The 24177-nt window shown below is 70.2% G+C and carries 22 protein-coding genes and 4 pseudogenes; 10 read left to right on the forward strand and 16 right to left on the reverse strand.

Features of this window, described 5'->3' with window-relative positions:
- Window positions 1-63: 63 nt before the first annotated feature.
- From GQF42_RS00210 to GQF42_RS00225, 5 genes are all read left to right on the forward strand, one after another.
- A complete protein-coding gene (locus tag GQF42_RS00210; RefSeq protein ID WP_158916636.1) occupies window positions 64-1647 on the forward strand; it encodes a glycosyltransferase in 1584 nt (527 codons plus the stop codon).
- 45 nt (window positions 1648-1692) lie between these two features.
- Complete coding sequence (locus GQF42_RS00215; protein WP_158916638.1) at window positions 1693-2049, forward strand: hypothetical protein; 357 nt, start codon at window positions 1693-1695, stop codon at window positions 2047-2049.
- A gap of 77 nt (window positions 2050-2126) precedes the next feature.
- The gene (locus GQF42_RS00220) at window positions 2127-2444 is read left to right on the forward strand and encodes an ATP-dependent DNA ligase (RefSeq protein WP_233273132.1); all 318 of its coding nucleotides are present in this window, start codon (window positions 2127-2129) and stop codon (window positions 2442-2444) included.
- Window positions 2445-2607: 163 nt separating this feature from the next.
- Entirely contained in the window at window positions 2608-3528 is a 921-nt protein-coding gene (locus GQF42_RS45310) for a polysaccharide deacetylase family protein (RefSeq protein WP_233273133.1), read from the forward strand.
- Between the two features lie 15 nt (window positions 3529-3543).
- Window positions 3544-4953 carry a hypothetical protein gene (locus GQF42_RS00225; protein ID WP_233273134.1) on the forward strand — a complete coding sequence of 470 codons (1410 nt, stop codon included), beginning with the start codon at window positions 3544-3546 and terminating at the stop codon, window positions 4951-4953.
- Window positions 4954-5147: 194 nt separating this feature from the next.
- Here GQF42_RS00225 and GQF42_RS00230 read toward each other — a convergent pair whose 3' ends face one another.
- On the reverse strand, window positions 5148-5933 hold the full coding sequence (locus GQF42_RS00230; protein ID WP_079173615.1) for a DUF1345 domain-containing protein: 786 nt from the start codon (window positions 5931-5933) through the stop codon (window positions 5148-5150).
- Between the two features lie 146 nt (window positions 5934-6079).
- Here GQF42_RS00230 and GQF42_RS00235 point away from each other — a divergent pair.
- The 3 genes and pseudogenes from GQF42_RS00235 to GQF42_RS00245 all read left to right on the forward strand — a co-directional run.
- A pseudogene (locus GQF42_RS00235) lies at window positions 6080-6397 on the forward strand (FtsW/RodA/SpoVE family cell cycle protein); the annotation flags it as partial.
- Between the two features lie 241 nt (window positions 6398-6638).
- Window positions 6639-8066, forward strand: a complete 1428-nt coding sequence (locus tag GQF42_RS00240; protein ID WP_158916642.1) for an FtsW/RodA/SpoVE family cell cycle protein — start codon at window positions 6639-6641, stop codon at window positions 8064-8066.
- 36 nt (window positions 8067-8102) lie between these two features.
- The gene (locus GQF42_RS00245) at window positions 8103-8549 is read left to right on the forward strand and encodes a sec-independent translocase (protein WP_158916644.1); all 447 of its coding nucleotides are present in this window, start codon (window positions 8103-8105) and stop codon (window positions 8547-8549) included.
- Between the two features lie 222 nt (window positions 8550-8771).
- Here the strand turns inward: GQF42_RS00245 and GQF42_RS00250 are convergent, their stop codons facing one another.
- The 5 genes from GQF42_RS00250 to GQF42_RS00270 form a co-directional block, all read right to left on the reverse strand.
- Entirely contained in the window at window positions 8772-9455 is a 684-nt protein-coding gene (locus GQF42_RS00250; protein ID WP_233273135.1) for an undecaprenyl-diphosphate phosphatase, read from the reverse strand.
- Between the two features lie 224 nt (window positions 9456-9679).
- Window positions 9680-10927, reverse strand: a complete 1248-nt coding sequence (locus GQF42_RS00255; protein ID WP_158916646.1) for an LCP family protein — start codon at window positions 10925-10927, stop codon at window positions 9680-9682.
- A 221-nt stretch (window positions 10928-11148) separates the two neighbouring features.
- On the reverse strand, window positions 11149-11514 hold the full coding sequence (locus tag GQF42_RS00260; RefSeq protein WP_325100406.1) for an STAS domain-containing protein: 366 nt from the start codon (window positions 11512-11514) through the stop codon (window positions 11149-11151).
- A 1150-nt stretch (window positions 11515-12664) separates the two neighbouring features.
- Window positions 12665-14329 (reverse strand): IS1182 family transposase, encoded by a 1665-nt coding sequence (locus GQF42_RS00265; protein ID WP_199272519.1) that lies wholly within the window; start codon window positions 14327-14329, stop codon window positions 12665-12667.
- 110 nt (window positions 14330-14439) lie between these two features.
- Window positions 14440-14592: a hypothetical protein gene (locus GQF42_RS00270; protein ID WP_158916650.1), complete on the reverse strand. Its 153-nt coding sequence runs from the start codon at window positions 14590-14592 to the stop codon at window positions 14440-14442.
- A gap of 397 nt (window positions 14593-14989) precedes the next feature.
- Here GQF42_RS00270 and GQF42_RS00275 point away from each other — a divergent pair, with 397 nt between their 5' ends.
- The gene (locus GQF42_RS00275) at window positions 14990-15541 is read left to right on the forward strand and encodes a lytic transglycosylase domain-containing protein (protein ID WP_233273137.1); all 552 of its coding nucleotides are present in this window, start codon (window positions 14990-14992) and stop codon (window positions 15539-15541) included.
- Between the two features lie 29 nt (window positions 15542-15570).
- Here the strand turns inward: GQF42_RS00275 and GQF42_RS00280 are convergent, their stop codons facing one another.
- From GQF42_RS00280 to GQF42_RS00315, 10 genes and pseudogenes are all read right to left on the reverse strand, one after another.
- The gene (locus tag GQF42_RS00280; RefSeq protein WP_158916654.1) at window positions 15571-16098 is read right to left on the reverse strand and encodes a transposase; all 528 of its coding nucleotides are present in this window, start codon (window positions 16096-16098) and stop codon (window positions 15571-15573) included.
- Window positions 16095-16697: a helix-turn-helix domain-containing protein gene (locus GQF42_RS00285; protein WP_158916656.1), complete on the reverse strand. Its 603-nt coding sequence runs from the start codon at window positions 16695-16697 to the stop codon at window positions 16095-16097. Before GQF42_RS00285 ends, GQF42_RS00280 begins: the two co-directional genes overlap by 4 nt.
- A gap of 203 nt (window positions 16698-16900) precedes the next feature.
- Window positions 16901-17374, reverse strand: coding sequence for a hypothetical protein (locus GQF42_RS45315; protein ID WP_233273857.1), 474 nt, complete (start codon window positions 17372-17374; stop codon window positions 16901-16903).
- A gap of 487 nt (window positions 17375-17861) precedes the next feature.
- Window positions 17862-18653 (reverse strand): annotated as a pseudogene (locus GQF42_RS45320) (recombinase family protein); the annotation flags it as partial.
- Window positions 18571-18864: pseudogene (locus GQF42_RS44645) on the reverse strand (recombinase family protein); the annotation flags it as partial. The pseudogenes GQF42_RS44645 and GQF42_RS45320, both read right to left, overlap by 83 nt.
- A 27-nt stretch (window positions 18865-18891) precedes the next feature.
- The gene (locus tag GQF42_RS00295; protein ID WP_158916658.1) at window positions 18892-19143 is read right to left on the reverse strand and encodes a hypothetical protein; all 252 of its coding nucleotides are present in this window, start codon (window positions 19141-19143) and stop codon (window positions 18892-18894) included.
- A 31-nt stretch (window positions 19144-19174) separates the two neighbouring features.
- Window positions 19175-19435, reverse strand: coding sequence for a helix-turn-helix domain-containing protein (locus tag GQF42_RS00300; protein WP_199273165.1), 261 nt, complete (start codon window positions 19433-19435; stop codon window positions 19175-19177).
- Between the two features lie 16 nt (window positions 19436-19451).
- Window positions 19452-19799: pseudogene (locus GQF42_RS00305) on the reverse strand (winged helix-turn-helix transcriptional regulator); the annotation flags it as partial.
- Between the two features lie 373 nt (window positions 19800-20172).
- Window positions 20173-20652, reverse strand: coding sequence for a hypothetical protein (locus GQF42_RS00310; protein ID WP_158916659.1), 480 nt, complete (start codon window positions 20650-20652; stop codon window positions 20173-20175).
- Entirely contained in the window at window positions 20649-20999 is a 351-nt protein-coding gene (locus GQF42_RS00315) for a hypothetical protein (protein ID WP_158916660.1), read from the reverse strand. The genes GQF42_RS00310 and GQF42_RS00315 overlap by 4 nt, the downstream gene beginning before the upstream one ends.
- Window positions 21000-21068: 69 nt before the next feature.
- On the opposite strand from GQF42_RS00315, the gene GQF42_RS00320 reads away from it, so the two are divergent.
- Window positions 21069-24110 (forward strand): CHAT domain-containing protein, encoded by a 3042-nt coding sequence (locus tag GQF42_RS00320; RefSeq protein WP_158916661.1) that lies wholly within the window; start codon window positions 21069-21071, stop codon window positions 24108-24110.
- Window positions 24111-24177: the final 67 nt, after the last annotated feature.

Genomic DNA, 24177 nt, shown 5'->3' on the forward strand with positions numbered 1-24177 from the left:
CCGCAACGGTCCTCCGCGGCCGGGCCGAGGACCTGTACCACAGTCCCAGTGAGCGAGGCAGGAATGACAGCAGCGCAGCCGTCCGACGCGACGTCCGCGACGGCGGACGAGGCAGGAATGGCGGCCCTGCGGGAGCTGGTGGCCGCCTCCGACGACCGTTTCCGGCTGCGCCCGGAACCCGGACCGGATCAGGAATCACGCACCCTCACGGTGGGCATGGCCACGTACGACGACTACGACGGCGTGTACTTCACCGTGACGAGCCTGCTGCTCTACCACGCCGAGGTGATGGACCAGGTCAGCATCCTCGTCATCGACAACCACCCCTCCGGAGCGCACGCCTGGGCGCTGAAGCGCCTGGAACTGGACATCCCCCAGCTGCGCTACGTCCCTTACGACCGCCGCGTGAGCACCGCGGCTCGCGACCGGGTCTTCCGCGAGGCCGCCTCGGACTGGGTCCTGTGCCTGGACTCCCACGTCCAACTGCACCCCGGAGCCCTCGCCGCCCTTCTGGACTACATCGACGCCCACCCCGACAGCGGCGACCTGCTCCAGGGTCCGCTGGTATCCACGGACGGGCTCAAGGTGTCCACTCACTGGGAACCCCGCTGGCAGCAGCTCATGTACGGAGCCTGGGACACCGACCCACGCGGAACCGACCCCGGCGCCTCGCCCTTTGAGATCGGCATGCAGGGGCTGGGCCTGTTCGCCTGCCGGACCAAGGCGTGGCCCGGCCTCAACCCGTCCTTCGCCGGCCACGGCGGCGAGGAGGGCCACCTGCACGAGAAGTTCCGCCGAGCCGGCCACACTGTGCAGTGCCTGCCCGCCCTGCGCTGGACCCACCGTTTCGACGGACCCCGCCGCAACCGGAGCGCCACGACCTGGTACCAGCGTTTGTTCAACTACCTCATCGGCTACGACGAACTGGGCCAGAGCCCCGACGAGGCCATCGACCACTTCACCGCTGTCCTGGGCGAAAAAGCCGTCCGCCAGGCCGTGGCCGACTACCAGGCCGAAAAGCGCAATCCCTTCACCGCCTTCGACGCCATCACCTGTATCAACCTCGACGAACGCACCGACCGCTGGCAGGCCATGCAACAACGCCTGAGCACGCTCGGCCTCCGTCCCGAACGCATCCACCGACAGTCGGCCACCGCCACGTCGGGCAACCACCACATCGGCTGCGCGCTCTCCCATCGCCGAGCCATCGAGCAGGCCCACGCCGACGGCCTGCAGTCCCTGCTCGTCCTGGAGGACGACGCCCTCTTCCTGCCCGGCGCGACCTGGGTACTGCGCCGCGCGTTGGCCGAACTCGACGGCCGGCCCTGGTCACTGCTCTACCTCGGCGGCGCCGACTGGGGACGGACCTTCCCGCGCGCCGAGGGCTGCCACCACCTCGAAACCGTCACCGGCATCACCACCACCCACGCCATCGCCTACCACCACAGCGTCTTCGCCCACCTGCTCGACGAACTCCCCGACACCGTCGAAGGCATGACCGCCTGGATCCACCGCCACACCGCACTGGACCAGTACCTGGCGCAATGGAACCGCCCTGACATTTACCGCACCGTCCCGGTCATCGCCGCCCAGACCAACCAGACCGAACTGGTAGCAGAGGATCTTCGCGACCAGTTCACCCTGTGAACCGCACCCGACACCTGTGCCCAGGCACCGAAAGGAGTGCCCCCGATGAGCCTCCCCCGGGCCCGCCGCGACGGGCTGCGCGTCAAGGAGACCACCGACGGCCGCCTGGCCGTCTACGACGAACACGCCGAACAGGGGCACCTCCTGAGCCCGCTGTGCGCCACCGTCTTCCACCTCGCCGACGGCCACCGCACCCTCACCGACCTCACCACCGCCGCCACCCGCGCCCACCCCACGGCCGACACCACTGTCCTCCGGCTCGCTCTCACCGAACTGAACACCGCGCACCTGCTCGACAACCCACCCAGCGAACCCGACAACACCCCTCAACCTGCACTGCGCCATATCCCGGCGACTGAACTGCACCCCCCATCCCGTGACCGACGTGGCGCTGGACCATAGCTCGCGGACAGCTCAACAGCGCATAACAGAAGTGGGACGGCTGGCGGGCACTCCTGGCGTGGGACGCTCACCGCCTGGTGCTGCGCTCCCGCAAGGGAACCGACCTCGAACCCTCCGTCCCCGAGCTGCGCTCCGGCGCCGCGCAGCTCCCCGATGCGACGGCCCTCGACGGGGAGCTGGTCGTATGGGATGCCGCTGGGCGCCTCGCGTTCGAGCGGTTGCAGGGCCGCTTGCAACGCCGCGGCGAGGGCGCGACCCGGCTGGTCGAGCAGTGGCCGGTGCACTTCGTCGCCTTCGACCTGCTTCGGACCTCGGGCACGGGCACGACCAGGTGGACCTACCGGGCCGCAGGGCTGCGCTGTCGACGTCCTCGCCCCGGCCGCGGCGCAGATTGACGGCGGCCTGTACCCAGCCGGCCAGATGCCCGGCGACGGGCCGGTCCGGGTGCGCGATCCGGCGCGCGATGAGCATCCGCAGCCGGCCAGCGAGCTCGTCCAGGCGCCGCGATCCCGCCGGGTAGCCGGCCGGCAGCAGCCTGATCCACTCCGTCACCGCGTAGTGCAGGTCCGGCACCTTCCGCGCCAGCGAGGCGTCCTGTGCCGCAGCGACCATCCTCCGGCCACGTTCTTCCTCATCGGGCCGCACGCGCAGCGCTACCGGGCGGACGTTCTCAGGGAGTACCGCGCCGGCGACGCGATCGGCGAGCACACCGTCACCCATCCGCATCTCACCCGTCTCCCGCTCGCCCGGATCGAGTACGAGATCGGCACCGGCGCACGGCAGATCGTCTCCGTCACCGGGCGGCGGCCGACGCTGTTCCGGCCGCCGTTCGGGGCGTGGGACGCGCGGGTATACGCCGCGCACCTCGGCCGGTTGCCGGGCGGAAGCGCCCTGGTGTCGGCGCTCGCAGCGCTGGCTGGCTACCTGGCCGTGCGCTGGATCGCCCCCGTCCTGCTCGCCCGGCCGCTGGCGCACGGGATCAGGCCCGGCCGGTACCCGTTGTGGGGGGTCACCTACCTGCGTCTGTGGGCGCTCGACGTGCTGCTGCTCGGGCTGAGCCCGATGCGCGTGCTCAGCGGGTCCGCGCTGATGGGCCCGTATCTGCGGCTTCTCGGCGCCCGGGTCGGGCCGCGCACCACCGTCGTGACCAGCATGATCGGCCTGCCCGCGCTGCTGCGCATCGGCCCCGACGCGGCGATCGGCTACGGCGCCTGCCTGCGCCCCTGGCAGGTCGCCGACGGGTGGGTCACGATCGCTCCGATCAGCATCGGGGCACGGGCGTACGTCGGCGCGAACGCCGTCTGCGAGCCCGGGGCCGAGCTGGGGGCCGGGGCCGGACTCGGCGAGCAGTCCGTGGCCGGCGCGGACGAGGTAATCGCCTCCGGAGGCCGCCGCGCCGGATTGCCCGCGCGGCCGGTCGAGGCACTCGCGCCGGTCGTGGAGTCGATGCTGGCGACACCGGGCCCGGCCGACCGCTGAGGGCCCCGGCACCTGGTGGGCGCCCTGCTCGGCCTGCTGGCGCTGGAAGCGGTGCCGGTCGCCGCGACCGTGCCCGCAGCCGCCCTGATCTGGTGGACGAGGGCCCACGGCGGTACGGGTGTGACGGCAGCCGCGGTCCTGCTGTCCGGCCCCGTCTTCGTGGCCACGGTGTGCCTGCTGGTCGCCGTCGGGAAGCGGGCGGTGCTGCCGAGGACGCCGGTGGGTGTCCACCGCGCGCGGACAGCCCTCGGGGTGCGCAAGTGGGTCGCGGACAAACTGCTGGAGGAGAGCCTGGTCCGCACCAACGCGCTGTACGCCACCCTGTACACCGTCCCCTGGCTGCGGCTGCTCGGCGCCCGGGTCGGCCGCCACGCCGAGGTGTCGACCGTGGCGCACATCGACCCGGATCTGCTGACCCTGCACGACGGCGGGTTCGTCGCCGACATGGCCGGCGTGGGCGTTGCCTCCTTCGCAGCCGACCGCATGGCTTTCGCGCCCACCGAGGTGGGGGCACGCGCGTTCGTCGGCAACGCGGCGCTGGTGCCCGCCGGCACCCGGCTCAGCCCCGGCTCGCTCGTCGGCGTCGGCAGCCTGCTGTCCTCGGGCCGACTGCCCGAGGACAGCACCTGGCTGGGCTCGCCTGCGCTGCGGCTGCCGGTGCGTCAGGCCAGTGGGTGTTTCCCCGAGAGGCTGACGTTCGAGCCCACCCGCGCGGCCGTGCTCGGCCGCCTGGCCATCGAGTTCTTCCGCGCCACCCTGCCGGCGACCCTGCTCGCCGCCGACGCCTACGGATGTCTGCTGGCCCTGGCCTTCCTCGCCTGGCACACCGGCCCGTCGGTCACGCTGCTGCTGGCCCCCTGTCTCACCACCGGCACGCTCCTGGCGACTACCGGCTGCTGCGCGCTGGCCAAGCGGGCGGTCGCCGGACGGTACCGGCCGCGTGTCGAACCCCTGTGGAGCCTGTTCGTCCGGCGGACCGAGTTCGGCACCGGTCTCTTCGAAGCGGCCGCGGTGCCCGCCGGTGTGGACGCGCTGGCGGGGACCCCGTTCCTGCCGCCGGTGCTGCGCCTGTTCGGCGCCCGCATCGGCCGGCGCACCTGGCTCGGCACGACGTATCTGACGGAGTTCGACCTGGTGGAAGTGGGTGACGATGCCGCGATCGGCCAAGACGTCTCCTTGCAGACCCACCTCTTCGAGGACCGCGTCATGAAGATGTCGACCGTGACCGTGGGGCCCGGCGCGAGCATCGGCCCGCGCTCGGTGGTGCTCTACGACGCCGTCGTCGGCGCCGGAGTCCGGTTCGGCGCCTTGTCCCTGGTGATGAAGGGCGAACACCTGCCGCCCGGCACCTGGTGGCAGGGCCTGCCCGCCGAAGGCCTCGCACAACCAAAAGCACCCGCCGTCCCGCCCGGCGGCGGGCGCTAGGCCCTGCCGTCAACGGCGCGCATCAGCCACTCCGCGGCTGGCGCGAGGCCCGCCCTCCTGGCGGACGGCGGGAGTGTGACGACCGGACCTAGTGGCCCCGGTCGGCGTTCAGAATTACGGAGGGGGTGTTTTCCAGAGTCGGACATCCTGCGGCGGGCGTTTCCGTGTTCGCGTGTGCCCCATTCTGCCCGGGGTTACTGCAGGACCCCGACCGCGCGCGAGATGATCAGCGCCAGGGTCAGCAGCGAGATCGTGGACTGTGTCGCCATCAGCAGTTTCGCCCACCGGGACAGCGGCATGGTGTCGGTGGGGCTGAAGGCGGTGGCGTTGGTGAGAGCGACGTAGAGGTAGTCCATGTACTGCGGCTCCCAGTCCTCGGGCGCGATGCCCTCCTGTTGCATCTGAGGGAAGAGGAAGTCCGGGTGCTGGTGCGTGCCCAGGGCGCGGGCCACCGGGCCGCCCCGGTCCCACTCCCAGTACCAGAGGCTGAAGGCGATGACGTTGGTTAGCCAGATGCCGCCGCCGGTCGTCAGCAGGGCCGCGGCGTTGGAGCCCTCGGTGCCGTGCAGCAGGTCGCGTACCAGGATGACGGCCGACCAGCCGTTGGCCAGGCTGACCGCGGCGGCCAGCAGCACGCCCAGTGCGCGCAGCAGACGGGAGCGATGCTCGATCCGCCGGTGCGGATGGGCTATCCACAGCGCCGCCATCATGACCAGCTCCAGGGCGGGCAGCAGCCAGTGCGGGTGGATGCTGAGTCGTGCAGGAAGCGCCCACTGCACCCAGACGGCGACCAGCAGCGCCGCCATCACAGCCCAGCGTTGCTCGCCCTGGGTGCGCCGCTGCCACGCGGGACGCTCGGACTCGGATACCTGATCGGCCGGAGCGAGCAGGCCCTCGATCCGTTCCATGCGGATGTGCAGCAGCTCGGTCCAGTGCTCGGGGCCAGGGCGCTGCGGGTTCGAGGTGTCATGGGTGGTCACGGGCCCATTCTCGCCATATGCTTGCTGCATTACGCAAGTATGCAACTTTTCTGGTAGTGCGGGAGCCTGAGCGCGCAGCGCCTGTAACCGGCTGCCCGGTGGCAGGCAGGGGCACGAAGCTCGTCCGATGCCTCATGGGGAAGTGCGAGCAGCAGACCGACTTCGTCTTCACGGTCGCCGGCGAGGAGCTGGGCTTCGCCGGCGGCATCCTGATCATCGGCCTAATCGGGGTCATCCTGTGGCGGGCCTGCCGGATCGCGCGCGAGGCGACCGAGCTGCACAGCATGATCGTCGCCGCCGGGATCGTCGCCTGGTTCTCGTTCCAGTCCTTCGAGAACATCGGCATGGCCCTCGGCGTCATGCCGGTGGCCGGCATCCCGCTGCCGTTCGTCTCCTACGGCGGCTCGTCCATGTTCGCCGTGTGGGTGGCCGTGGGACTCCTCCAGTCCGTCAAGGTCCAATGATCCGTGCAGGCTCAGCCCAGTGCCACCGCCAGCGTCCCGGTCCGCCCGGGATCAGGTGCGGTGTGGGACCGGTCGCCACCGCCCACGCCTTGCGGCGTCCCCTCCCGCGTGCCGCCACGTCGACTCTCCTCTTACCCGCCCTCGGCTACAGTTCAGTTGCGTTATTGCGCAACTATATAACTCTAATCGCCGGGCCCCGGAGCGGGAATGCGGGGCGGCGGACCCGATCAAGGGGGAAGGCATGACTGGTCGGCGTGGGCCGGCGAAACTGGCCGTGCGGCCGAGCCGGTCAGGGCGGCTGGGCGACCGGGGGCTGGAGCTGGCCCTCCTGCTCGGCGCCCTACTCATATGCGTGTTCGGCTACGCCGAGACGGCCCTCGCGCTCACCGGGAAGCTGCCGCCCGACATGGCGCTGACGTGCGTGGCCGCGGCCGCACTGCCCCTGGTGTGCCACGTCGCCGTACGCCGGTTCGCGCCGCACGCCGATCCGCTGATCCTGCCGCTGGCCACCCTGCTCACCGGCCTGGGGCTCGTCCTGATCCACCGTCTCGACATCGCCTACTCGACCCACTCCCACCACGCGCCGCCCGCGGCGTCCGGGCAGCTGATGTGGTGCGGCATCGCGGTGGCGGTGTTCGCCGGGGTCGTGGCGCTGCTCAAGGACCACCGCAGGCTCCAGCGCTATCCGTACGTCACGATCGCCGTGGGCATGGTCCTGCTGATGGCGCCCGCGTTCTATCCCGGCGACGTCTACGGCGCCAAGCGGTGGATCTTCATCGGGCCGCTGTCCTTCCAGCCCGGCGAGTTCGTGAAGATCGTCATCGTGGTGTTCTTCGCCGGGTACCTGACGATGCGCAGGGACGCCCTCGCGCTCGCCGGACGGCGGCTGATGGGCATGTACCTGCCGCGCGGGCGCCAGCTCGGCCCGGTCGCGGCCGTGTGGATGCTCAGCCTGCTCGTCCTGGTCTTCGAGCGGGACCTCGGCACCTCGCTGATCTTCTTCGGCCTGTTCGTGATCATGCTGTACGTCGCCACCGAGCGGACCAGCTGGGTGGTGTTCGGCGTCGTCATGTTCGCCGTCGGCGCCTTCGTCGTCGGCTCCTTCGAACCGCACGTCCACGGCCGGGTCGTCGCCTGGCTGCACCCCATGGACATCTTCCTGCCGCCCGACCAGCGCCCGGCCGGACTGGTCTCGGACCAGGCCGCCCAGGCCCTGTTCAGCTTCGGCTCGGGCGGCATGCTCGGCACCGGCCTCGGCGAGGGCCACCCTGAGCTCATCGGCTTCGCCGGGCGCAGCGACTTCATCCTGACCACGGTCGGCGAGGAACTCGGCCTCACCGGGGTGACGCTCGTCATCCTGCTCTACGCCCTGCTCGCCGAGCGCGGCCTGCGCACGGCCCTGACCGTCACCGACCCGTTCGGCAAGCTGCTCGCCGGCGGCCTGGCCTCGGCGCTCGTCCTCCAGGTCTTCGTCGTCGTGGGCGGCGTCACCGGGCTCATCCCGCTCACCGGCAAGGCCCTGCCGTTCCTCGCCCAGGGCGGCTCGTCGATGGTCGCCAACTGGCTGCTGGTCGCCGTCCTGCTCAAGGTCAGCGACACGGCCCGCCGTCCCCCGCCGCAGCCGGCCGCCGACGTCAGCGCCGCCGAGACCCAGTTCGTACGGCCGTGAGCCCGGCATCCCTTCGGGGACAGAGTGGAGACACCGATGTTGTTCGACGTGAGTCCGCTGGACCTGCTTGTCCTGGGGATCATGATCATCCTGCTCTTCGGTCCCGACAAGCTGCCCGAGGTCATACAGAAGGTGACCGGGTTCCTTCGCAAGGTCCGCGCGTTCTCCGAGGCAGCCAAGGAGGACGTCCGCTCGGAACTGGGCCCGGAGTTCAAGGACCTGGAGCTGGCGGACCTGCACCCGAAGACGTTCGTGCGCAAGCACCTCCTCGACGGCGACGGCCTCGGGATCGAGGAGATTCGCTCCGCCCTGGATCCGAGGGCGGAGCTGGCCGAGCTGGCCGACGCGGTGAACGGCGAGCCGAGTGAGTCGACCCAGCGGGCCGCGCGAACCGAGCCGACCGGTCGGACCGGGAGCGGGGCGAGCCGAGCGGCCTCGCCGGATCAGGCCCCCGCGCACGCCTACGATCCCGACGCCACCTGAGCCACGACGAGCGGTCAGACAACCCCCCTTGGCTGCACCGAGCCATCAGGGATACTGCGGAGGACCGGGACGTCGCTCGGAAGCGAACGCGCCGGCCCTTCGCCCGAGGACGAAAGCACCGGCCCCTCCGCCCGAGGAAGAATGCGTGCCCCCCCGCCCCGCGTGGCAGCGCCCCCACGCCGGCATGAACCAGCCCTCGTCCCTGCTTGGGACGGACGCCCCTTACGCAACGGCGAAGTAGGCGAGGCTGCCCAGGCCCACAACCGAGCAGCAGATCGCGAAGGGGATCAGGGCGCGGTGCTCGAAGTGCCGGGCCAGGTAGCGGGGCGCGAGGTAGGCGGCCACGAAGGCGGCGACGCTGCCCGCTAGGAGCGGGCCGCGTAGGCCGTTGCCAAGAGCGCCGAGCAGCGGCGGCAGCTTGAGCAGGGCGGCGCCGCCGATGACCGGCGCGGCGTGGAGGAGCGCGCAGCGGGCGGAGTCCTCGTGGTTCAGGCCCTTGAAGATGCCCGCGCTGATGGTGGAGCCGGTGCGGCTGATGCCGGGGAGGAGAGCGATGATCTGGGCGGCGCCGATGGTCACGGCCTGGCGCATGGTCAGCCGGGTGATCCGCAGGTCCGACTGTTCCTCCGCCGACAGCTGTTCCTCCCCGCGCGCGGCCACGGCCACGGCCCGCCTGCGCGCGGTTCCGCCGCGCCGCAGCTGCTCGGTGACGAAAAGCGCGATGCCGTTGAGGGCGAAGAAGATCGCGGTCGGAACGTGCTGCCCGAGCGTTGTACGGAACACCTTGTCGAGCGCGACGCCGGCGACCGCGACCGGGACGTAGGCGGTGACGATCAGCCAGGCCAACATCTGGTCCACGGTCTCGACGCGGCGCTGGGTGACCGACGTGACCAGGCCGCGGATCACGCGCGCACGGCTGCGGCCGCGGAAGGTACTACAGGCGGGCAAGAATCCGGACAGGCCACCCGAAGCCCTCAGCTCACACTGCTCCCTCTCGCGGACGCCAGCACGCGGAAGTATCCGGTCTCGCCAGGACTATCCCTACCGAGCAGGTTCCGTTCGTGGTGCTTGCGGGCCAGGACGAGCCCGGCGGCGTACAGCGCGACGACGATGGTGTTCGACGCTTCGCGTTAGCCGGCCACAGGATCATCGTTTTGGAGCTTGCTGAAGAGGGTCTTGGCTTGGGTCTGGTTCCACAGGAGGGAATCGCCGTCTGCTGTCGGGTAGCTGGGGTTGGCGACCGGGACGACCGTCGACGTGCCCTGGCCGCCGGAGACGTCCTTCATGGCCAGCGCCAGCTTCGCCAGGTCGCACAGGCTCATGCTCTTGTCGACGCTCAGAGTCTCCAGCCCCGCGCCAAGGGCGGGGTACAGCTTGAACGGGTTCAGCAACGTCCCCGGCGTCGCCGTCTGCTGAGCGACCGCGTGCAGGAACTGCTGTTGGTGCTTCTCGCGGCCCAGGTCCTGGTTCGCCTCCTGGTGCCGCTCCCTGACGAACGCCAGAGACTGCGCCCCGTTGAACTCCTGGCAGCCCGCTTTGAAGTCCGCGCCCGAGTCCTTGTCCTTGATCGGCTTGTCCAGGCACATGTTCACCCCGCCTAGCGTGTTCACCAGGTTCACGAACCCGCCGAAGCCGATCTCCGCGTAGCGGTCGATGTGCAGGCCCGTGTTGTACTCGACCGTCTGCGCGAGCAACTGCCCGCCGCCCCACGAGAACGCCACGTTCAGCTTGTGCTTCGATGCCGGGTAGTGCTTGCCCGTCTGCCCGGTGAATGCCGGGATCGTCACATAGCTGTCGCGCGGCAGGCTCAGCAACGTGTCCCCGTGCGAGCCCACGTGCAGGATCATCATCGTGTCGCTGTTGCCGAACTGCCCCTCGTTGTCGCTGCCGACATGCAGCGCCTGCTGCTGTGCGTGTGTGAGGTTGCCGCGATTGTCGGAACCCGCGATCAGATAGTTGGTGCCCGTGTCCTGCGGGGGACGGTTCGGCAGCGCGCCAAGGTCGATCGTTCGGGTCAGCTTGCTGTCCGCCCAGAAGTACGTCCCCACAGACGTGACCATCAGAACGACCACCAGCGCCAGCAGCCCGTATCCGATCCGCTTGCGCCAGCTCCTCGGGCGGTCCGGACGCGCCGGGCGGCCCGCCCGGTACGTACCGTTGCCGTCACCTCTCACCTGCCGCGGTACGCCACCGTGTGCCGCCGCCCTGCGTGGTGACAGCTGAGGCGGCAGCGGTGGCTCGGCAGTCGGCCCCTGCGGCGCACCGGAAAACTGCTGTGACTGCGGTGCGTAACCGCCCAGTGGTCTTCCCGCCTGAGACACCGCGCGAGCGCCTTCCGGCTCGCTGTCCTCGCTCCACCCCTCGGGCCATCCGTTCATGCCGGGCAGTGTGCCCGCCGGACCTGACCGAGCCTGCGGTCAGTGCCATTCTGTATCTGTACTGACGGAATTGTTACGGCACTGCCATTTCTCTATTACGAGCAATTTCGATCTATGCCTTGGCGTTCGGTGGTCAGGCGTCGCGGTGGCGTCAGGCAGCGTCGCGGGGCAAGCGACCGACCTGCATGCCTTTTGCGCTCGTCCTGCGGAAGGCCGCGCCGTCACGGAGACTGGCCATCTGGTGTGCCGTTTTCGGGTGCGCCCTCTTCGTGGATGTCGAGCAGTTGGGTCAGGCCGAGCCGCTGGAACGTAATGCTGGCGTTGGTGCTGGTATGGGTGACGATGATCCTTGTGCCATGGAGTCGTGCCTGGCGCAGCATGGAGAGGAAGGCCTGGCCTCCGTCGCTGTTCATGTAGGTGACGCGTTGGAGATCCACCTCCAGAACGCGTGGATGCGTCGCGAGGGCGTCGAGCAGGTCCTTGCTGACACTTTCTGCGTTCTTCGCGGTGATCTCGCCCGACAGCCGGACCATGACGTGCTCCGAGGCACGGGCCGTGCGGGCTGTCCGCCCTCTCAGTCGGTGCAGTGCGCCGCGTGCGGTCTCCCAGAGGCTGCGGTGTCCGTGTGGCGGGGCGGGCGAGTGCTCCGGCATTGAGTCTCCCGGTCGGTGACTGCGGGCGGGCCATGTCGACCAGACTTTCCGAGACACCTGGGAACAGACTAGTCGGACATTCCTCCGCGAATCATGCTGCTCTGTGCTGTGTCGGCCAGCGCATGGCGGCGCAAGACAAGGGCGCGCCGGATGCGAGCTGGATGTGTATCAGGGTGGGCCCGGGCAACGTGCCGGTCAGCGCCCGATGGCACGGAGTGCCCGATCAACGGACTGCGACCCGATTCCCGGCGTCAGTGATCTCATGTGGTCGGCCGGCATGGCCTCAGCGTGCGTTCCGTCCGTAGCGCGCGATGATCCACGCGGCGCCTCGTTCGGCCAGTGCCTTCCGGCGTGCCCTGCGTGAACGTCTCGGAGCCGCAGGCAAAGCTCCTCGCCCCGGTCCGGGAGCGGCTGCCAGCCCCGCGAGCCGCTTGGCGGCACGCGACAGCTCGGCTTGTAGCCGTCGGCGCCGTCCAGGGGAGGTGGTCTTCAGCAGGGCCGTATAGAGCCCCTCGATCTCGGACACGGCGGCTCCCAGCCGGAGATTCGCGTCGCGCCGCTGAACGTTGCCGTGCACCATGGATGGTCTTCCTCCCCCGAGGGCGTATCGCCCAGGCTGACTTCGACTGTTGTGCCGTCCGGCAACCTTCTTGCCGTCCGGGAGCGCCATGTGCCGTTTTCGACCAGCAGAGCGATCCGGTCGGGGTCGTAGACGACCCAGCGCGGCGTCGGGGCGCCGGACAGGCGCAGGCGGTACAGGGTGGCGCCGTCCGGGTTGTCCACCAGGCGGTGACGGTGCCCGGCCGCGGCCATCCGGCCTGCTCGTTCATGGCCACTGGCCGGTAGGTGAGCTGGACCTGGGCGTCCGGGGGAGGCGGCGGGTATCCCTGCGCCAGTTCTTCCAGCAGGCGCTCTGCAGCGGACGTGCCTCGCATGGTCCGGCCCTCCCCCTGGCTCCGTTCAGATGATGCTTTCATTATTGCGCAACTGATGAACTTCCCTCGAAGGGTCGGCATCGAAGCCAGGGTCACCTCGCCCGGGTCGAACCATTGAGTGACTCTGTCGGGAATCTTGAGGACGGGCGTCACTTCCCTTGGCGCCACCACAGCGGCCGGGGTAAGTCGCGTGCGTCGAGGTATTGCTGGAATGCCGTGGGAGGGCGGGGTCGGTACGAGCCGTGGACGGGTTCTTGAAGGCTCAGCCACTCGACGTTGATCGCGAGTGCGGTCAGGACGTGCTGGACGTGCGTCTTGGCCAGGCCGCGGTAGCGACACCGGCGTCCGCGGTGGCCATCAGCGAACTCCTCGATGGTGCCCTCGGCCCCCGAGCGTCGCCCGTAGAGTCGGCGCCAGTCCGCATCCTGCTGGTCGGCGCGGTTCTTGGTTTGGAGTTCGTGCAGGCGGCGGGTGGGAAAGTACAGGCTGCGAAACGGGCCTGGAGTGCACTTGGCCCGCTCGGGACAGCGGCCGCACTGGCGGGCGTCGAACCGGACTGTGACCTTGGTCGGCTCGGCCACCGGCAGGTCCTGCCAGTTGCCGCTGACCTGCCCGTTGGGGCAGGTTACCTCCCGCTGGTCGAAGTCGATGATGAAGTTCTCCCGGCCGAATCCGTCGTTGGCCCGGTGCTGCGGGGTGGTGCTGGGCGGAAGCGGCCCGATCAGAGTGACGCGGTGCAGGCGGGCGGCGGCGTCCATGCCGGCCACGGAGGTGTAGCCGCCGTCGACCAGGTGCCGGTCCGGCAGCAGGCGCAGCCTCCTGAGGCGGGCGTGGATGCCGGGCAGCGCCTGGCTGTCCGCACTGGAGACGGCGGTGGCCACGTCGGTGATGACGTTGATCCGCTTGTCGTCGCAGGTCTCGGTCACGTGCACGAGGTAGCCGGTCCAGCGGGTGTCGCCGCGGCGCGTCCAGCGTGCCTCGGCCTCATACGGCGACTCGATCTGAATCCGGGAGGGCGGCCGGCCGTCGCGCTTCGTGCGCGGCCTAAACCGCCCCTTGGCATCCACCAGGAAGTGCTGCACCAGGATCGTTCGGAGCACCTTCGCCTGCGCCGGAGCGCCGCCGGGGAACCGGGCGTCAAGGCGTTGCAGCAGTTCGCGGGCGTCGTTGCCCACCTGCTCCAGACGGGCGACGGGGTGGCTGGGCTGGGAGCACAGGCGAACCGGCCGGCCGTAGCGTTGGGCCCATTCGGCGGTGACCAGCTCATCCAGCACCTCTGGCGCGTCGCGGGCCACCTCTTCCAGCACGGCGCGGACCGCCTCGGTCACCAGCTCCAGGCGGGTCAACTCCCGTGCGGCGGACAGGACGTGGGTGGAGTCGGTGCGCTGCGTGACGCGCCCCTTGAGCAGGCCGGCCCGTCGGATCCGGGTGAATGCGAGGCCCAGTAGCCGGTCGGCGCGGTCGCCTTCGGCGAGCCGGTCGCGGAAGTCGGACAGGACGCTGTGGTGGAAGCCGGGATCCTCCAGGTCCAGTCCGAGGGCGTACTTGAAGTCGATTCGGCAGCGCACCGCCTCGGCTGCCTGGCGGTCGGAGAGGTTCATCGCGTACTGCAGCACGCAGACGGTGGCGAGTTGGGCGGGTGAGAGCCCAGGGCGGCCGTCACGCGGGTACCAGGCGGTGAAGTCCTCGTCACTCCAGAGGCCATCGAGGCGGTCGCGGATCCACATCGCGGTGGTGCCCTTGGGGTTGGCCGCGCGGGCAACCCGGGCGGTCAGCGGCGGGATCTCGGCTCCGGAGTGAGGTTGGAGGGACACATCGGGCTCCTGGGGAACGATGGCGGGACGTCCCAACGAGCCTGACGCAACGTCACGATCGTTAACTGCCGTCCTCAAGATTCCCGACAGAGTCGCTCAATCCGAAGAGCTCAGTAATGCACTTCTCCCGGGTTGATGTCGGCACGCGGCACTACATGCGCGATGGTGGTGTCTCGGGCGCCGGGCATGACGGTCGTCACCATGCCCATCGAGGCCTTGATCATCCCCTCGGCGATGACCTTCAGGTCCGGCGGCATCCCCACACGCATCTCCCCTGCGGAATGTGACGTCCACGGTCACTCAAGGATTCCGTTCTACCGCATCGTGATCACCAAGGCCCAGCTCGTTCTGCGCCACGCCCTGCTCGTGGGCGGCGGAGGCCGGTTCCTCCATGTGGCAAAGCCCACAGACGCTCGCTCGATTGCGTGATCTTGCAACTGACGTGGAGCCCAATGCGTCCCACCCGTCATCGGCACCGGATGGACGACTGGACGGACTGGGCACATGCAAGACCACCAAGCCGGCGTGACGGACAGCGGCCAGGGATGGCGGCAAGGTCAGCCCGCACGCCCCTCCTGGGGGGTGTCGTCGCCCGCCACGGAGTACCGCGCTTCTCAGACGGAGATAACACCCAGGCGCTCCGGCCGCCGAGGGTGTCTGGTGGGCCTGGCCCTCGGAGCCGTACTCGTCGCCGCCTTCCTCGGCGCCGTCTGGTGGCTGACCCGGCCGCCCGCACTGCCCACTATCCCCACTCAGTATCTGGCGACCGTTCAGTCGGCCACCAAGACCTGCCCGGAGCTGAGCGTTCCGATGCTGGCCGCGCAACTCGACGCGGAGAGCCACTGGAACCCGCAGGCGGACTCTGGCAAAGCCCAGGGCATCGCGCAGTTCTCCCCGTCGACCTGGGCGGAGTGGGGCAAGGACTACACCGGCGACGGCAAGGCCGACGTGTGGAACCCAGCCGACGCCATCCCGGCCCAGGCCGCCTACATGTGCCATCTGCTCAAGGAGGTCAAGGGCATCCCCGGCGACCCCACCCAGCTCGCGCTCGCCGCCTACAACGCGGGTTCCCGCCCGGTCCTCAAGGCCCAGGGCATCCCACAGATCCCCGAGACGCAGAACTACGTCAACCGGATCGAGGCGCTGATCCCGAAGTACACCCAGACCTACGCCAAGCAGATCAGCGCGTCGCCCAGCCCTCCGCGCAACTGACGACCACACAGTTACTAGTGCTGGATTCCTCAAAGGAAGTACACATAGCGGCGGCGTAGGCGCCTGGTGGGTGGTGCGGGTCTGCCCCAGATCCAGGGTCGGGCGCGGGAGTTGAGCTGGTCGGTGGCGACGTTGGTGGCGTGGGTGATGTGGCCTGGGTCGCCGAAGGAGCGTCCGGCCAGGGCAGTCTTGCGGAAGATGCGCCACCAGCCTTCTTGGAGGTTGGGCCAGCAGGCGCCGACCGGGATGAAGACGTGCTTGATGCGTGGGTGGTCCTCGAGCCAGGTGCGGGTGGACACACTGTTGTGCGAGGACAGGTTGTCCGTGATCACGTAGATGTCCCCGGCGGGGTTGGCGTCCTCGACCAGCTGGAGAAACTGCTGGTAGAAGGTGCTGTTGCGGGAGGTGGCGGTCATCGTGATCGCCTGACCGTCGCGGACGCGTAAGGCGCCGTAGACCCAGGTCTTCTCCGGCCCGCGGGTGTAGTCGATCTCGTTCTTGATGCGGTGCCCGTCCGGCGACCAGCCCGGTGCCGGCGGGAAAGCGCGGGGGATCACCGGGCCGAGTTCGTCGGCGCAGACCACCGTCGCGCCGGCGGGCGGGCTGATGTAGAGCTCGACGATCCGCGTCCTTTTCCCTCGAAGTCCGGATCCTTCGAGCGCGTCCAGGATCGTGTGCGCCGCCAGCGGACCCCTTCGGCGCGCAGGATCCGGCGCACCTGGGAGCGGCTGACCTCGATGCCCAGGTCTCGGGCCGCGGCGGCCAGCGTGTCCAAGGTCCACTCCGAGGGCCCTGACTCGTTGGCGGCCCACATCTCGTTCGACGGCTGCACCTCGAGTCGGCCGGGCGGGGTCTGCTTGACCAGGCCGACAATCTTCGAGCGTTCTGCTTCGGTGATCCTTCGTTTGCGGCCCTGACCGCCCAGATCCTCCAGGCCCTCCAGCCCCAAGCGGTTGAAGCGGTGCAGCCAGCGGCGCACTGTCTTCTGACCACACCCCAGCTCGTCGGCGATCTGCGGGACCAGCCACCCGTCCCAGCTCAGCTCCACCATCCGGCACCGCTCCACCACATCCCTCGGCGCCTCTCTGGCCGACGCCAGGCGATGGACCACCACTCGCTCGTCCTCGTCACGGCCCGGCCGTGCCCTCAGCACCATGCCCCAGCACCCGCCCCCGAGTACCCGAAACCGCCCCGCTACCAGCAGCTATACCCACCGAAAGAGGAATCCAGCACTAGAACTCGCCCAGTACACCAGTCGTGAATTCGCCGCGCCGGCAATGGACTTCGGTGTCCGTCTGTCGGTCGGCCGAACTGGGCAATGCTGGGACAAGCCCTTGTCGTCATACTGCACCTCTTCTGCTATCGGGTTCGCTTTGGGGTCGTTGTTGCTGGTCGGCGGCGGTCGAGGCGGACGCCTTGCTGGACACGGGGCGGGTTGGGTCCCGGGTATGGGTAGAGGCAGGCGTTCTTGTCGTTGTACTTCTCGCCCTCGAGCAGTCCGGCCCGGTGCCACTTCCAGATAGTGGGGACGCTGACGCCGAGGAGTTCGGCGAGTTCGTGGGCGGTCAGCAGGCCACGGTCCCGGAGCCGGTCGAAGCGGCTGGTGAGCTGGTAGTCCTGGCGGATGTCGCGGACCAGGAGCCGGTGGAAGGGCAGGTTCTTGCCGCTGGTCAGGCCGCGCTGGTTGAGGATGTCGGCGATCTCCGCGTCGGTGTGGTCCTCGAGGAGGGTGTCGATCGCGGCGACGACGCTGCCCGGGGTCTGCCACAGCTTCCCGCCGCCGAGCGGGAAGGGCAGGTCGAGGGTGTGGTGCCGGCCGCCGGACAGCCGCAACCTGGGCGGTGATCCGTTCGGCCTTGGTGAGGGTGACGTCGGTGATGAGCAGGCGGGCGATGCGTTTGCGTTCCCGCATCGGCGTGGCCGGATCGTGCCAGAGTCGGTGCACGTCGCCGGCGAGGTGGGCCAGCCTCTCCCGCAGGGCCTCGTTGACGGGTTCGGCTTCGCTGCGGGCGCGTTCGATGTCCTTGCGGGCCGCAGAGACTTCGCGCAGGGCCGCGTTCCAGTCCGCTTCCAGGCTGTCGGCGACCAGACGGTTGTCCGGGTCGACTGCGAGATAGCGCCGTTTGGCCAGGTCGGCGCGGTGCTGGGCGCGTTGGAGGTGGGTGGAGCGGAGCCGGTCGGCCTCGGCGGCCTGGGTGGCGAGGTGGTCGGTGACCTGCAGGGCGGCCTCGACGGCGAGCGGGGTCAGCTCGTCCAACAGGAGGGTGGCGACGGCTTGTTCGATGCTGGGGCCGGGGATGCGCTGGCAGACCGTGCCGCCGTTTTGGATGGCGTGGGTCATGCACCGGTAATCGGAGACTTCGCGGCCTTGCCGCTGGTGATAAGCGATGGTCATGCGCCTGCCGCAGCGGCCGCAGATGACCAGGCCCTGCAGCAGTGCGGGCCCTTCCCTCGGCGCAGTCGCGGTCCGTTCCAGGCCGCGGGAGGCGGCCTGGGCGGCGAGGGCCTGCTGGTTCGTCTCCCACCGGGCGAAGGTCACATAGCTCTCGTGATGGTCTTGGATGAGGGTGTCCCACTGCTCGCGGGGCAGAAGCCGGATGTGGGTCTTGCCGTCCGTGCTGCGTTCGACTTTGCGCCGTCCGTAGCAGAACGCCCCTGCATACAGCGGGTTGTGGAGCACGTTGAGGACCTGCCAGTGCTTGAGGGGTCCCCAGATCAGCTCGCCCTTGCGGGGGCCGCTGCGGATGCGGGAGGGGAAGACGAGGTGTTCGGCGGCGAAGGACTTGACTACCTGGCGGGCCGAACCGGTGGCCGCGAAGACGGCCAGGACGTGTGTGATGGCGGCCCGCACCGCAGCATCGGGGTCCTTGACGATACGGTCGCCATAGTCGTGGACATAGCCGACCGGAAGGCCCTGCTTGAGCTCGCCGCGGCGGGCCTTGGCCAGCTGCCCACCCCGCAACCGGGCTCCCGGAGAGCGCGCAGATCTCCAGCAGCCGGTGCCAGTCGGTGTTGTTCCTGGCCAGGCGGGACACCTCGAGTCCGAGGACGATCCCGGCGTGTCCCATGGAGACCTCGGCGACCAGGTGCTGGAAGCCGTCCCGGCCCGCACTCGAGGCCCCGGAGCGGCCCTGGTCGGAGTCGATCACGGTGATCTGGGAGTCTTCCCAGCCCAGTGCGATGGCCCTGCCGCGCAGGGCGTATTGCCGCTGCGTGGACTCGCTGTTGTTGACGACCTGCTTGAGCGAGGACTGGCGCACATACAGATACGCCCCTCGCCGAAGATGCTCTGCCGTGACCTTTCCACTCTGGTCGATGCTCACCGCGTCCTCCTCACCATCTCGCCTCGGTCACCCGCTGCGACAGCCTCCGGCCGCCATCCAGGCCATGGACGCCAGTACCTCCACCAGCTCGCCCGCCACCGCCACCGCGACCGGCGCGGGCGGTCGGTCACGAACGTGCCGTGACGGCACGGGAATTCGGGCGACCGCCTTGATCCAGGCGGCCATGCCGGAGCGGGCCAGCACCGCCCAGCCTTGCCGCGATCCCCCATCGGGGCCGCCGAGGACCGCGGCCCGCAGATCCTCATACCGTCGGGCCACCTCAGCCCCGTCCACCTGGGACATTGCCTCATCAGCCGTGATGGGCTTCCTCCGCAGTGCGCGGCTCGCGGCGCCTGGCCAAGGCCTTCTCCACCGACCGCGGATGAACCGTGATCCCGAACTGGGCCTGGACCGCCTCCGCCAGCTGGGCCGACCGCAGACCGGCGTTGTCGTGTCGCAGCTGTTCGACGAACTCCATGACCTCCTCGGTGAGCTTGCGCGGCCCCTTCGGGCCGGGCTTGCCCGGCACCAGCGCGGCCGGCCCGCCCGCGTCCAGCGCGGCAGCGATCACATAGGCCTTCGCCGCCGGTCTTCTGCACGTGAGTGGTGTCGGCATCCAGGAGGGCACCGTCGGCGCCGGTCGGCCTGACGTCCGGCACCCGGGCGCCGTGCCGGTCGACCAGGGTGGAGTGCGCCTCGCCGGGCTCGAAGGCGTGGCGCTCGCCCCACTGGCGGAGGGTGAGCAGGACGGGGAAGAGGTCGCGGCCGACGTCGGTGAGGACGTACTGCAGGCGGCGGCCCGTGGGCGCGGTCTGCTGGGCCAGGACTCCGTGGGCGGTGAGCTTGCGCAGGCGGTCCGTGAGGATGTTGCGGGCGATGCCGGTCCGTCGCTGGAACTCGGTGAAGGACCGTGCGCCGTCCATCGCATCCCGGACGCCGCCGGGCTAGATCCGGTGGACGAGGAGATGCCGTTCGCCGACGTCGAGATCGACCAGCGGCTGGCCCACAGCGCCTGGGGGCACGGGCGCACGACGGGGCAGCCCGGGCGGTGTGAAGTTCGGCTTCGGCGAGCGCACCCTGCCGGAGATCGCCGGTTCACGCATGGCATGGACCTCGCCGTCCAGCAGCCTGCGCGCCCGAACCTCGTCGGCCGCGACCTGGTGGCCGGGTGAATTGCGGTCGGCGGTGATCGTCATGCCGGTGACGGGGCGAGCGGGATCTCCAGCGGCTTGTCCTGTCCATCCACGGAGATCCTCGGCAGGCTGCCGCAGGAGTGTTTGGGCCGTACGTCACCCGAGGGTTCACCGGCTACGCTCCGGGTGCCCACCAGGTGAGGGCCGTCCCGATGAACAGGCAGGCCAGCGCCAACGCGACGGCACGGCGGGCGAGCGTCAGCCGGCGCGCGGCCCGGATCGCGAGGGCGAGTTCGAAGGCGTCCATCGAGCCGTACTCGCGCTGGATGTCGGCGAGCGTGACCGCCAGTGGTCTGGTGCCGGACTGAGCGGCCAGGGCGTGCCACAGGCCCGTCACGGCGAGGGCGAGACCACCGCCGATCAGCACGGTGACGGCCAGCCGCCACGGTACGGAGAGGTCAGCCGTGGTGGTCCGGCCCTTGATCACGACGGCGGAGCCGATCAGGGTGACAAAGGCCGCCAGGCCGTTGCGCCATGCCTCCGCGCTGGCCCGCACACTCGGCAGGGACTCACGCACCATCGCCTGGAACCGGTCGCGCTCCGCTAGGTCGGCCGCGGTGGGAGGCTCGTTGGGCAGGCGGAAGCTCAGGCTCATTCGGTGACCACTGCGATCCGGAAGCTGGCCCCGCAACCGACCGCCCCCTCCGGGGCGTTGCCGTGCTCGCCGACGCAGCCGCAGGTCACGTCCAGGAGCACTTCGGTCGACGGCCTGCCTTCCACGCCGCGATCGGGCCCGGCCAGGCCGGCGAGAGCGGTGGTCACTTGACGGTCCGTCATGTGGTGTTCGCAACGGGGGCATGGGCCGGAGACCACGAAGCAGGGCGCGCCGCCCGCTTCGTACGGGTCGACGGTGAGCTGGCTCGCCTGGAGAAGCTCGAAAGCACGTCGGGTCCACTTGAAATCGGTGGTCAACAGGTAGTCGAGTGCGGGTTCTTCGGACATGGCGTCACTGTAGTCAGCGGCGTCCTACGCTGGGGTCGTATCGAACTATTTATCCTGGCAAGGGGGGCCATGCCGGTCGACGAGGACGCGTACGACGACTTCTACCGGAGGGGCGTGCGCGCGGTGGGGAGGGAGCAGTACGCGGAGGCGTTCTACTGGTTCTCCCGTGCGCATGCTTCCGGGCATCCGGAGGCGGCCGACCTGATCTACCGGCTTCTCCACACCGCAGGCGAGCCGGGCGATCCCTTCGTCGTCTGGCAGCCGAGCACCGAGCCGGTGGCGCTCTACGCGGCGGCGGCCCGCGCGTACCGGGAGTTCACGGCCACCGGAGACCTCGACCTGCTGGACCGGTCAGTCGCCCTCAACCGGGAGAGCGTGCGGTCGGCGCCGCCCGGCCTCCCCGCCCGTACCCTCATGCTGGCCTCCCTGCGTGACGTGCTGCGAGACCGGTACGACCAGCGAGGGCGGCCCGCGGACCTCACCGAGGCGCTCGGCGTCGCCCACGAAGCACTGGACGTCCTGCCGGGCGGTCACTGCGCACGCCTCAAGGCCACGCAGCTCCTGATCGCCCTGGAACGCGCGCGGTACGAGGCCACCGGGGACGCGGACTCGCTCCGCACCGCCGTGGAAGGGACCGGCCGACCGGCCCTGACACAGTCCGGCGGTGCTCTGGGGGACCGGGCGGCGCTGGAGTCCAGCCTCTGCGGGGCGCTGACGTCCCTCGCCCGGCACACGGACGAGGCCCCGCTCTTGGACGAGGCCGTCGACCTGGGCTGGGACGCGGTCGGACGTGCCGCCGCCGATTCCGACGTGGTGTCACGGAACAACCTGGCAGCCGCACTGATCGCCCGCGGCACGCGGCTCGGCTCGCTGGACGACCTGAACTCCGCGATCGAGGTGCTGCGCGCGGCGACAGCGGCGGGCGACGCCCAGCACTCCTCCGAGGCGGCGACCACGCTCATGGCGGCGTTGCGCGCGCGGGCCGACCTGACCGGACGGGCCGCCGACGAACGGGACGCCGAGGCAGCCGAGGAGTACCTGAAGGAGGCGTTGCGGCGCGCGTCGGCGGGTCACCCGCACAGGCGAGTGCAGGAGGCCGCCGTCACGCACGGCCAGGCCGGCGTGGCAGCGGCCCGTCGCGCTCTGGACGCCCTGCCGCTGGCCCATGTGGAGCGGCCGTTCGTCGCGGCACGGCTGGCCCAGGCGCTCGCGGACGCCGGGCGGCGGAGCGAGGCTGTTGAGGTGGCACGGCAGGCGGCTGCCCTGGTGACCGGCGGCAGAGCGGCCGTCGACGCGAACCGGGTGCTGGGCAAGCTGCTGATGGGGGCCGACGAGCACGGCGTCGTCGTCCACGAGGGCGAGATGCTGGCCGCCTTCACGACGGCCGCCGAAGCGTGCGCCGAGACGGACTACGTCTACGCCGAGGTGAAGACCGGCCAGGCCGTGGCGCTGCTCGACCGTTTCCATCGTGGCGAGGACGCATCGGACCGTCGGGAGGCGGTGGCCGCTCTCCGGGCGGCGGCGGAAGCGGACGGCTCCTCCGTCCAGGACCGGCTGTTCGCCGCGCGCTGCTGGGCCGGGGTCGCGATGGAGGCCGGGGACCGTGCCGACGCGCTGGTGGCGGCCCGTGCGGCGGTCACGCTGCTACGCGAGTTCGGCTGGGCGGGCCTGGACCGGGACGACCAGGTACGGAGCATCCAGGACGGCAAGGCGATGCCCCGCGAGGCAGCGGCCCTGGCGATCGACAACGGGCAGCCCGAGCTGGCGGTGGAACTGCTCGAACAGGGACGGTCGGTGCTGTGGACGTCGACCCTGCACCTGCGCGGGGACCTTGCCGCTCTCGCCGCTCACGACCCCGCTCGCGCCGCCGAACTGGAACAGGTCCGCGCAACGCTCAACGAGGACGACCGGCTGGACGGGGAAGAACGTCTGCGGCTGGCTCGACGGTGGCAGCAACTCGTGCGTGAGGTAAGGGGGTCGGAAGAGTTCGCTGGATTCCTCGGTCCGCCTGCGTTCGACGAACTCGCTCCGGCCGCGGCGGAGGGACCCGTCGCCATCGTCAACATCAGCACCATTCGCTGCGCCGCGATCCTCGTGCTGCCGGACGGAAAGACCGACGTCGTGAAACTGCCCGGCGTGGACGTACCGGGCATCGACGCGGTCGCCAACACCTACCTGCGCGCCCTGGCGGCTGCGGCGGAGCCGGGCGCGACCTTCCTGGTACGTGAAGACGCCCGGCACACCGTGCACGACACCCTGGAGTGGCTGTGGGACCGCATCGCCCGGCCGGTCCTCGACCGGCTGGCCTGGCCGACCGAGTCGACGGACCCGCCCCGGTTGTGGTGGTGCCCCACGGCGTCCCTCACCGTTCTGCCGCTGCACGCCGCCGGCCGCTACCCGCGCGCCGCCGCCGACCCCACCGAACCGGTCGGCCTGCCGTACGCCGCCGTGTCCTCGTACACCACCACACTGTCCGCCCTCGTCGACGCCCGACGGCGGGCCGCTCCCGTCGATCCCACGCTGCTGGCCGTCGCGCTGACCGACACCGAGCGAGGGCACGCCGTGCTGCCCGGGGTGGCGAAGGAACTCCGGGCACTGGACGAGATCCTCGGCCGCCACAGGCTGACGATTCTCGCCGAGGACGAGGCGACGTCGGCGGCAGTGCGGAGGCAACTGCCCGCGCATGCCTGGGCACACTTCGCCTGCCACGGCTGGCTCGACATGACGTCGCCGGCCGGCTCGGGCCTGTGCCTGCGGGACGGTGACCTCAACCTCCTCGACATCGCGGACTTGCGACTCGACACGGCCGACCTCGCGTTCCTGTCCGCCTGCCAGACCCGTCTGGGCGCAGGGCAGCTCCCGGACGAAGCCGTGCACACCGCCGCCGCACTGCGCATCGCGGGATTCCGGCACGTCGTGGCGACCCTGTGGTCCATCAGTGACCAGGCCGCGCCCCAAGTGGCCGCCGCCTTCTACCGCCGTCTCGACGGTTCGGACGGCCCGACCTCCGCCGATGTCGCCAGGGCCCTGCACCACGCCGTCGGCGAACTCCGTGCCCGGCACCCTACGGACCCGACACTCTGGGTTCCCTTCGTCCATGACGGTCCGTAAGAGAGACTGCGGGTCGGTCTGGTCGTTCGTCGCGGGCCAGCCGCGTGCGGCCATGAGCGACCGATCG

Origin of the sequence: Streptomyces broussonetiae (genome assembly GCF_009796285.1) — a bacterium.
Lineage (GTDB): Bacteria > Actinomycetota > Actinomycetes > Streptomycetales > Streptomycetaceae > Streptomyces > Streptomyces broussonetiae.

Bases quoted from the DNA above. Each gene is read 5' to 3' on its own strand.
- GQF42_RS00245 (WP_158916644.1), top strand. From the start codon at position 8,103: ATGTTGTTCGACGTGAGTCCGCTGGACCTGCTTGTCCTGGGGATCATG.
- GQF42_RS00285 (WP_158916656.1), bottom strand. From the start codon at position 16,697: ATGGTGCTGAGGGCACGGCCGGGCCGTGACGAGGACGAGCGAGTGGTG.
- GQF42_RS00210 (WP_158916636.1), top strand. From the start codon at position 64: ATGACAGCAGCGCAGCCGTCCGACGCGACGTCCGCGACGGCGGACGAG.
- GQF42_RS00320 (WP_158916661.1), top strand. From the start codon at position 21,069: ATGCCGGTCGACGAGGACGCGTACGACGACTTCTACCGGAGGGGCGTG.
- GQF42_RS00215 (WP_158916638.1), top strand. From the start codon at position 1,693: ATGAGCCTCCCCCGGGCCCGCCGCGACGGGCTGCGCGTCAAGGAGACC.
- GQF42_RS00240 (WP_158916642.1), top strand. From the start codon at position 6,639: ATGACTGGTCGGCGTGGGCCGGCGAAACTGGCCGTGCGGCCGAGCCGG.
- GQF42_RS00315 (WP_158916660.1), bottom strand. From the start codon at position 20,999: ATGTCCGAAGAACCCGCACTCGACTACCTGTTGACCACCGATTTCAAG.
- GQF42_RS00255 (WP_158916646.1), bottom strand. From the start codon at position 10,927: ATGAACGGATGGCCCGAGGGGTGGAGCGAGGACAGCGAGCCGGAAGGC.
- GQF42_RS00310 (WP_158916659.1), bottom strand. From the start codon at position 20,652: ATGAGCCTGAGCTTCCGCCTGCCCAACGAGCCTCCCACCGCGGCCGAC.